The organism is Candidatus Hydrogenedentota bacterium, assembly GCA_012523015.1.
GTDB lineage: Bacteria > Hydrogenedentota > Hydrogenedentia > Hydrogenedentales > CAITNO01 > JAAYBJ01.
Window position 1 is genome coordinate 1 of the sequence record JAAYJI010000094.1, and the last position, 7,253, is coordinate 7,253.

General features: G+C 50.7%; 6 protein-coding genes. 1 reads left to right on the forward strand and 5 read right to left on the reverse strand.

All coding sequences use genetic code 11. From position 1 onward, the window contains the following. Positions 1-346 precede the first annotated feature (346 nt). Positions 347-1,375: a metallophosphoesterase gene (locus GX117_04265; protein NLO32557.1), complete on the reverse strand. Its 1,029-nt coding sequence runs from the start codon at positions 1,373-1,375 to the stop codon at positions 347-349. 240 nt (positions 1,376-1,615) lie between these two features. On the opposite strand from GX117_04265, the gene GX117_04270 reads away from it, so the two are divergent. Continuing rightward, positions 1,616-2,341 carry a lipoate--protein ligase family protein gene (locus tag GX117_04270; protein ID NLO32558.1) on the forward strand — a complete coding sequence of 242 codons (726 nt, stop codon included), beginning with the start codon at positions 1,616-1,618 and terminating at the stop codon, positions 2,339-2,341. Positions 2,342-2,360: 19 nt separating this feature from the next. Here the strand turns inward: GX117_04270 and GX117_04275 are convergent, their stop codons facing one another. The 4 genes from GX117_04275 to GX117_04290 all read right to left on the reverse strand — a co-directional run. Beyond that, entirely contained in the window at positions 2,361-3,347 is a 987-nt protein-coding gene (locus tag GX117_04275; protein ID NLO32559.1) for a Gfo/Idh/MocA family oxidoreductase, read from the reverse strand. A gap of 125 nt (positions 3,348-3,472) precedes the next feature. Beyond that, positions 3,473-6,115 carry a DEAD/DEAH box helicase family protein gene (locus GX117_04280; protein NLO32560.1) on the reverse strand — a complete coding sequence of 881 codons (2,643 nt, stop codon included), beginning with the start codon at positions 6,113-6,115 and terminating at the stop codon, positions 3,473-3,475. Continuing rightward, a complete protein-coding gene (locus GX117_04285) occupies positions 6,108-6,317 on the reverse strand; it encodes a hypothetical protein (GenBank protein ID NLO32561.1) in 210 nt (69 codons plus the stop codon). The genes GX117_04280 and GX117_04285 overlap by 8 nt, the downstream gene beginning before the upstream one ends. Before the next feature lie 171 nt (positions 6,318-6,488). Next, positions 6,489-7,253, reverse strand: a 765-nt coding sequence (locus GX117_04290) for a restriction endonuclease (protein ID NLO32562.1), incomplete at its 5' end; no start/stop codon positions are given.

Below are 7,253 nucleotides of genomic sequence, written 5' to 3' on the forward strand. Positions count from 1 at the left end.
AAGAAGATCGGTTCCGGAAATAGTCCGGCGAAGAAGATGCCGATCCATAAGAGAACGGCGAGTCCATTCCATAAAATTGAGTTGTTGTTTTTCGTTGTCACTAAATGTTTCCGAAAATCACCACAGCTGCACACAGGTCAAGATTGGCGGATGCAGGCACATAACACCTTCATAAGGAGCATTGCCCCTTTATCCCCGTATTTTACCCCTATCAAGGACTCCGATGCGAATTTGAATCAGCGCCCTTTTTTTTCAACCACGAAGCACACGGATATTATAAGAATTTGTTTGTGCTTCGCATGTTTCGTGCTTCAGTTTAATTCCTTCAACGAAGCTTAAGCCGCCCTTAGTTCGACGTCTTTTGGTGGAGGGTGATAATCACTGCTTCCGGCGGGCAGAGATAGCGTACGGGCAAGTCGGTAGTCCCAATGCCACAGCTCGTGTAGCCTTGCATTGTTTTGTGCTGCCACGGTCCCGCCACTTGTTCTTGGGTACAGGCGGCATTCTTGCTTAATGCGCCGATCAGGGGCAGCCGTATTTGGCCGCCGTGGGTGTGGCCAGTGAGATAGAGGGATACACCCGCTTCTTCGGCTTCTGCGATACGTTCGGGGGAATGGGCGAGCATGAGGATAAAGGCATCTTTCGGCGCGTCTTCGACCGCTTGGTCGATGCGGTCAACGTTAAAGATGTGGGGATCATCAATGCCGCAGACCCATAGGCTGCTGTCGTTGTGGGTGATGGCGAAACCTTCGTTGTAGAGGACGGGAATCTGCATTTTCTCGAGGAGGGCACCGGTTTCTAATTTGTCGTGGTTGCCCAGGCAGGCGACGGTTCCATAGCGCGTATGGATAGTTTTGAGAATGCCGGGAAGTTGGTCGGGGAGATGGTCATCGTTGCCGTAATAGCCCCAACGATAATCGCCGGTGAGTACACATAGATCCACGTCCACGTCCTTCACGAGTGTAGCAATCTTTTTTGCTAAGTCCGGGAAACGGGCGGGTAAATGCAAATCGGAAATGTGTAAGATACGAAATTTGGAGAGACCTGCGGGTAAGACATCGAAAAAGAGATCTTGTTTCACAAGCTGCAGGTTCAAGGCGTTTCGGTTGCCCCGTTTATAGAGCCCGATTGCGCTGAGCCCCCAGCGAAGCAGCGTCATGAGGAACCCTCGAAACCAAGTGACAGGTGCTGTTTCCGAGGCGACTTTCTGGGCGCGGCGATAGTGTTCTTCAAGCTTCACGCGTTTAACGCCCTGCGCCCCTGACCGTTCCATGAGAGGCGGCCGTGCCAGGAGTTGCGCCGTATGCAAACCACCGCCGGCTATGGCGCTGTTTTGTTGGTTCTTTGCTATGGTCTGTGCATCTGATGGGCTCATGTTTGCCTTCTTTTGTCTCTCGTGACTTCCCGCTCAAGCCATGCTTATCCCTGCCCTGTTCAGCAGGAATTGTATACGCTTCCCCTGACCCAATTCCAACACCGGACCCGAAAGTTCACTGGATAAGGGATGTGCTGCCTCTTGCAGCATGGCGCGAATTCTTTTATACTGTCGCCTGTAGTCCATGCTTCGGGACCGGGGATCACCCCATTGCTTTATCTTGATATTTGTGGAGGAACCATGCGTTTATTATCTGTCAGCTATCCCGATCCTGCGCGCAATCTTGCCCTCGACGAACTGTTGCTGGAAGGCGTGGCAGATTCGTCTATGACGGATACACTGCGCTTTTGGGAGTGTCCCATCCCTTTTATCGCCATCGGCTCCAGTCAGTCTGTGGCGGAAGTAGTCGATGAAGCGGCGTGTCAGCGTGATGGCGTGCCAATCTTGCGGCGCTGTTCAGCAGGCGGCGCCGTGTTGCAAGGACCGGGTTCCTTCAATTTCGCTTTTGCCCTTTCCTATGAGCGTTATCCGGAAACGGCGGCGCTCCACGGCTCCTATGCCTTTTTGCTGGATAAGGTGGCGCAGGCTTTAAAGCTGCTCGGTATTGACGCGGTGCGGCAAGGTGTTTCCGACTTGGCAGTAGAGGGCATGAAATGTTCTGGCAATGCCCAGCGCCGTAAACGGAACGCCTGTCTGCACCATGGCTCACTCTTATATCAGGTGTCTATGGAAGCGATGGAACGCTATCTGCCGGAACCCTGGGATCGTCCGGAATATCGAGGCGCCCGTGTGCACAAGGAATTTGTTCGTCCTGTGTCGGTGACGCCCGCCCTGCTTGCCGATGCTTTGCGCCGTGTCTTTTGTCCGGCTGCGTCGCCGTCGCAGCTGTCGGCGGCGGAAGAGCAAGAGGTCAGTCAACTTGCCCGCGAGAAGTACAGCGCCCGTGCGTGGAATTATCGGCGTTAAGCTTCGTTGCCGCCCAGCTTTATTCCATGGGATAACGGAGTCCCCACTGCGCCCGTGCTTGGTCCATGAGCTCCATGAGCGCGATACTTTCGTCGAGGGGCATGCGTGGGCATTCTTTTTGACCGTCCCGTAGGCAGTCCATCACCGCTTCCGCTTCGTAATTGTAGCCGTTGCCGACTAAAGGCAAATGCAGCGTTTCCGGATTGCGCTCCTGCACGGAAAGGGTTAGGGTATCGGCGCGCCAGAAACAGGGATGCAAGGTGATAAACCCTTTTTCACCGATGATACAGGCGTCCTGCGGGGTTTCCGTACGCACCGCACTGGATGCCGTTGCGAGGGCGCCATTATCATAGTGAAGGATTATGCTGTTTTGTTCATCCACGCCGGTGGGGCCGATCTGTGCAGCGCTGACCAGCCGTTGCGGTGCGGCGCCGAGAAAGAGCGCGGCAAAGGACAGCGGATAAATGCCTACATCGAGGAGTGCTCCGCCGCCCATGGCAGGATCAAAAAGATTGGGTTCTTCGTCATAGTCTGCATAAAAGCCGAAGTCGGCGCGGATCATACGCACATCGCCGATGACGCCATCTTGCACCCACGTAACAGCCTGGCGGACCGCAGGCAGGAAACGCGTCCACATGGCTTCCATGAGAAATAGATTGTTGCTTTTTGCGCAGGCAACCACCTTCTCCGCTTCTTGCCGGTTGATGGTGAAAGGCTTTTCACAGAGGACCGCTTTGCCTGCCTCTAAGCATAGGATGCTATTGTCCATATGCAAGGGATGGGGCGTTGCAATATAAATGACGTCCACGTCAGGATCTTGAGCAAGGGCTTCATAGCTGCCGTGACAGTTGGGGATCTGAAATGATGCGCCGAATTGGCGTGCTGTATCCATAGTGCGAGAACCCACTGCCTGCAGTACCGCGCCCCGTGCCGCTTTCAAGCCTTCCGCGAATTGCCGCGCAATGTGTCCCGTACCTAAGATACCCCAGCGAATCGTTTCCGTCATTGTTGTTTTCCTTTCTTCCTGCGTTACGCTGAATCATCGCTATTGTAATTGAGGCATTGGGCAGATGCAAAGTTGCAAGGCGGCGGCGCGTTGCAAATCTTAATCTTATGACAGCCTACCGCACTTCACGGTCTCTTTTTTGGTTGCTTTTGTGCGGGCTTCGCTTTCGTCGGGCGCGGCGCATCTTCTTCGGTTTCATCGACCGCCGGAGCAGGATAGTTCGGGGAGGCTTGCCGGACAGCGGTCATGGAGCGCTCTTGCGCTCCGTAGAGACGCCGAAACTCTTTGGATGTCAGGACGGTATCATAACCGCCCACAGACTTGTCCTCATGTTTGTTTTTGCCCGTATAGTTTAGGCTCGCATCTTCATAACGTTTAAACTTGTAAACGGCATCATTCATCAAGCCCGCATTGAACACGCCCAAAGATACGAGCAATTCAAAATCCTTTACATGGATACCGGTCACGCGCTTGAACAGATTCGGTTCCAGTTGGGTGATCACGTCCTTGAGACTGAATTCACGAAAATCGGTCAAGTACATAAAAATCGGGATGCGTGTGGCAAATTTAATAAGCTTTTCTTGGATGAATTTTCGTTTCGCATTAAAGGTTTTTTCTTCTTCCGTAAGTATTTTCTTCTCTTGTGTGTTCAGTTTCTCTTCCCGCTGCTTGGTTTCCTTCACCTTTTCAGACAGGTTGATAATGGTCTCAATATCGGTGTTCAGACTGCGAAATCCTTCAATGCTCATCAACGCAAGCATAGCCTTTTCATTGTTCATCAAACGAGAAAGCGTATCATTATCCACATTCACGAGGAGCGCACTTTCCCAGCGTCGCGCCAAAAGCGTCGCCGAAGTGCCTGCCATGGCAATATTCAACACATCCCCTGCGCTGATCTGGTTCATAGAGAAGCCATCGTAAGCGATGACGGGCAGGAAATTGATAAACTCTTCCACCTTCTTTTCAGGATTGCTTTCGTGAACATCAAGCCGGCAACTATACTCAGCGATCTGGCGCAGGGCGCGGTGAAGGGCAAAGTCAAAGATATAACATTCCTCTTTCATGATTTCTTTTTTCTCGGCGCTCACATCTACCTCCCATGGGCTTTGCACGCGGAAGGCAGCTTGAAAATAACTTTCCGGACTCGACAGATTGCGAAGCATGAAAATACCGGTCCACGGTTTCACTGTCACGCCCGTGGTCAGTTTGCCGCAGGTGAGCGTGATCGTTTTGGTTTTCAATGGGTCACCACCCATAGACTGCAGCACCGGCGGCAGCGCGGCGGCGCCAATACCGGCGCTGCTGCCTGCGCAGACATTGATCGCGTAGTCATGGAAGAAGCGATTATTCTTTTTTCGTAGTAAATTGTGCATGGCAAAGCATGACGCCACCGTAGGCAGAAACCACAGGGTGTGGGTCAAGATCGCGAGGAGCCGGTTATTGGCGTAGGGCATTTTCGGCTTTCTTGCGCCCAGCTTCAAATCATCGGTCATCGTATCCAGATAAGCGCCGCGGATAAGATCAACCCATTTTTGGACATATTCTTTATGCGTGAACTGCGCTTTCTCCTTCTCGCCCTCAGCGGCGAAAAAAAGGTTGAGATCGAACTCGTCAAACTCGCCTTCCTGCGCTATGTGCCGTATACTTTCGGGGATTTTATAGGTCATCATCACCATGCGCGGCAAGGCGGCATAAGGATTTTCAGGCGGCTCTATCCAATTCTTTTTCGCGCGCTGTTCATCGGAGTAGGTCCAGTTATAAATTTGATCTTCGATAAATTCGCCCGAGTTCAGCGCACGAAAGGGCGTGCCCGATAAGTAGAGATAGCGACTGGTCGTGATGGGCAGCCACGTTTCGTTGATAGCGTTGGCCTCTTCGTCCTGCGCGTATTTTTCGAGGTCGAGCATTTCATAATCATCTTCATCTTCGTGTTCAAAGAGTCGTTTCGCATTGTCACGCCACGCGCCGAAATGGTATTCATCAAAAACGACCAGATCCCAATTGGTCGTGTGTACCCATTCGTTCTTTGCCTTAATGCCGCCGTTATCGCCCGTGCCGAGATAATCTTGAAAGGAACCGAAGCAGACTATGGGCCGTTTCTTGTCGCTCTTCTCCCAAGTCAATTCTGAATCGCGGCTGATAAACTGCCACCCTTCAAAGTCCACATGGCTGCGGATATCTTCCGCCCAAGCGCTTTGTACAGCAGGTTTAAAGGTCAATATGAGGATCTTTTTCAGCTTCAAGTGTTTTGCCAGCTGATAGGCGGCGAAGGTCTTGCCAAATCGCATTTTCGCGTTCCACAAAAACTTAGCGGCACGGTTGTCCCGTTCCCGCGCCGCAGCCCGAAAATATTCAATGGTCTTGCTCACGGCCTCTTCTTGTTCGGGGCGCATACTGAAGTTGCGCGTGCGGCTTTCCACGTTCTCCACACGATCACGAACCGCAATATAAGCGGCGCGCAGCTCGTCAACAGTGCAGCGGAACCATTCACCGCCCTCTCGGCTATGACCCCGTGCTTCAAGAGCGCGGTGAATGTCGTGATCGCTAAAATTGCCGCCGTCACTATACATGGCAGATTCGGCAAATACGATGTGATAAGGCACTTTCCCATCCGGTCGCTTGGTCGGGTATTGTTGGGCAACGCGCTGCTCAACGCCGATAGTCGTATAGCCCACCTTCAGCAGACCGCGGTATTCGGGATTTCTTTCTTCGTAGGAATAGATCATCGGCTGTGAATGGGGGCGCGCCGGAAAAAAGCCTTTACTCATGATCTTCAAGCTCCATAATTCGGTCCTCCTCCTCATCGTAATAGGGATAATCCACGCCTGTCATAAAAAGTTCGCGATTATGAATCCGCTTCGTTAAAGTGCCGATCGTATCTACTACGCTGAACCACCAGCGTCCTTTTTCTTCATCCCCAAGGGCGCGCACCTCGCCGTCACCAAAAAAACGAATGGAGATCTTATTCATCACAGGCGATTCCCGCATTGGTTTTTATCCGTACCGTCATCTGATTTACAGCTTCATTTATAGTGTCATTTATAGTGTCATGGACAGCTTCACGGTCAATCCTTGTCTCGACAGCACCCTATATCTGTCCATGACATTACCGCCAAAGAAGCGGCTCTGTGTAAAAAGCGTTCATTGGTCAGGGCTCTCAAGATCCATCGGACGGATCATGCTCTCAATAAAAGCAATTTCTTTTTTAGTGAGACGGTATTTTTTATATAACTTTTCATCCGTCCAAGCTTCGCGGAAATCTTGCATGGGAACGAAGGAATAAACTTTACTTGTTGCGTCTTGCGATATCTTTCTCAAAAATACGAAGAACCTAAAAAAACGAGTCTCGATATAGCTCATTACATTGTGAGCAATGTGTTCTGATTCAAAAGGACCTATAACTAAGTACGTTTCTGTGCACGCCGTATTGCCCCCTACCAATCTAGGTTTATTTATAATTTGGTGTGGATAATTATCGCCGGCATTGTACGCTTTAGTAATAAAAATTTTAATTTTGTTTACCCAATCAAGGTTTCGTTCAATATCAGACTCTGAAATATAGGAGATTTTTCCACGTTCAAAAAGTTGAATACTATTCAATTTTGATTTCGTTTTCCCCGTGTAATTCGTCGGAAAGCCAAATGGTTTTCTTGAACTTACGAGTGAGTCAAATGTGTCTTCCTTATGGCGGGTTACTTTTTTTAAAATTGCGACACCTTCGTTTTGGCGAACGAATATATCAGAATTGTCTTCAGTTAGGGGGCGCGTCATAACACTTTTATAATTAGTACTGCTATATGAAGTAACGGTACAGTCCCCCGGATTATCCTTATCCCATAGGAAATAGCAGATCCCCCCCTTCACTTCAACTCCGGGAAAACAATCCGCGGCAATAAAATAATCAAC

What these genes read in the sequence shown, in the direction of transcription:
- GX117_04280 (NLO32560.1), bottom strand. Translation starts at nt 6,115, where the DNA reads ATGAGTAAAGGCTTTTTTCCGGCGCGCCCCCATTCACAGCCGATGATC.
- GX117_04285 (NLO32561.1), bottom strand. Translation starts at nt 6,317, where the DNA reads ATGAATAAGATCTCCATTCGTTTTTTTGGTGACGGCGAGGTGCGCGCC.
- GX117_04275 (NLO32559.1), bottom strand. Translation starts at nt 3,347, where the DNA reads ATGACGGAAACGATTCGCTGGGGTATCTTAGGTACGGGACACATTGCG.
- GX117_04265 (NLO32557.1), bottom strand. Translation starts at nt 1,375, where the DNA reads ATGAGCCCATCAGATGCACAGACCATAGCAAAGAACCAACAAAACAGC.
- GX117_04270 (NLO32558.1), top strand. Translation starts at nt 1,616, where the DNA reads ATGCGTTTATTATCTGTCAGCTATCCCGATCCTGCGCGCAATCTTGCC.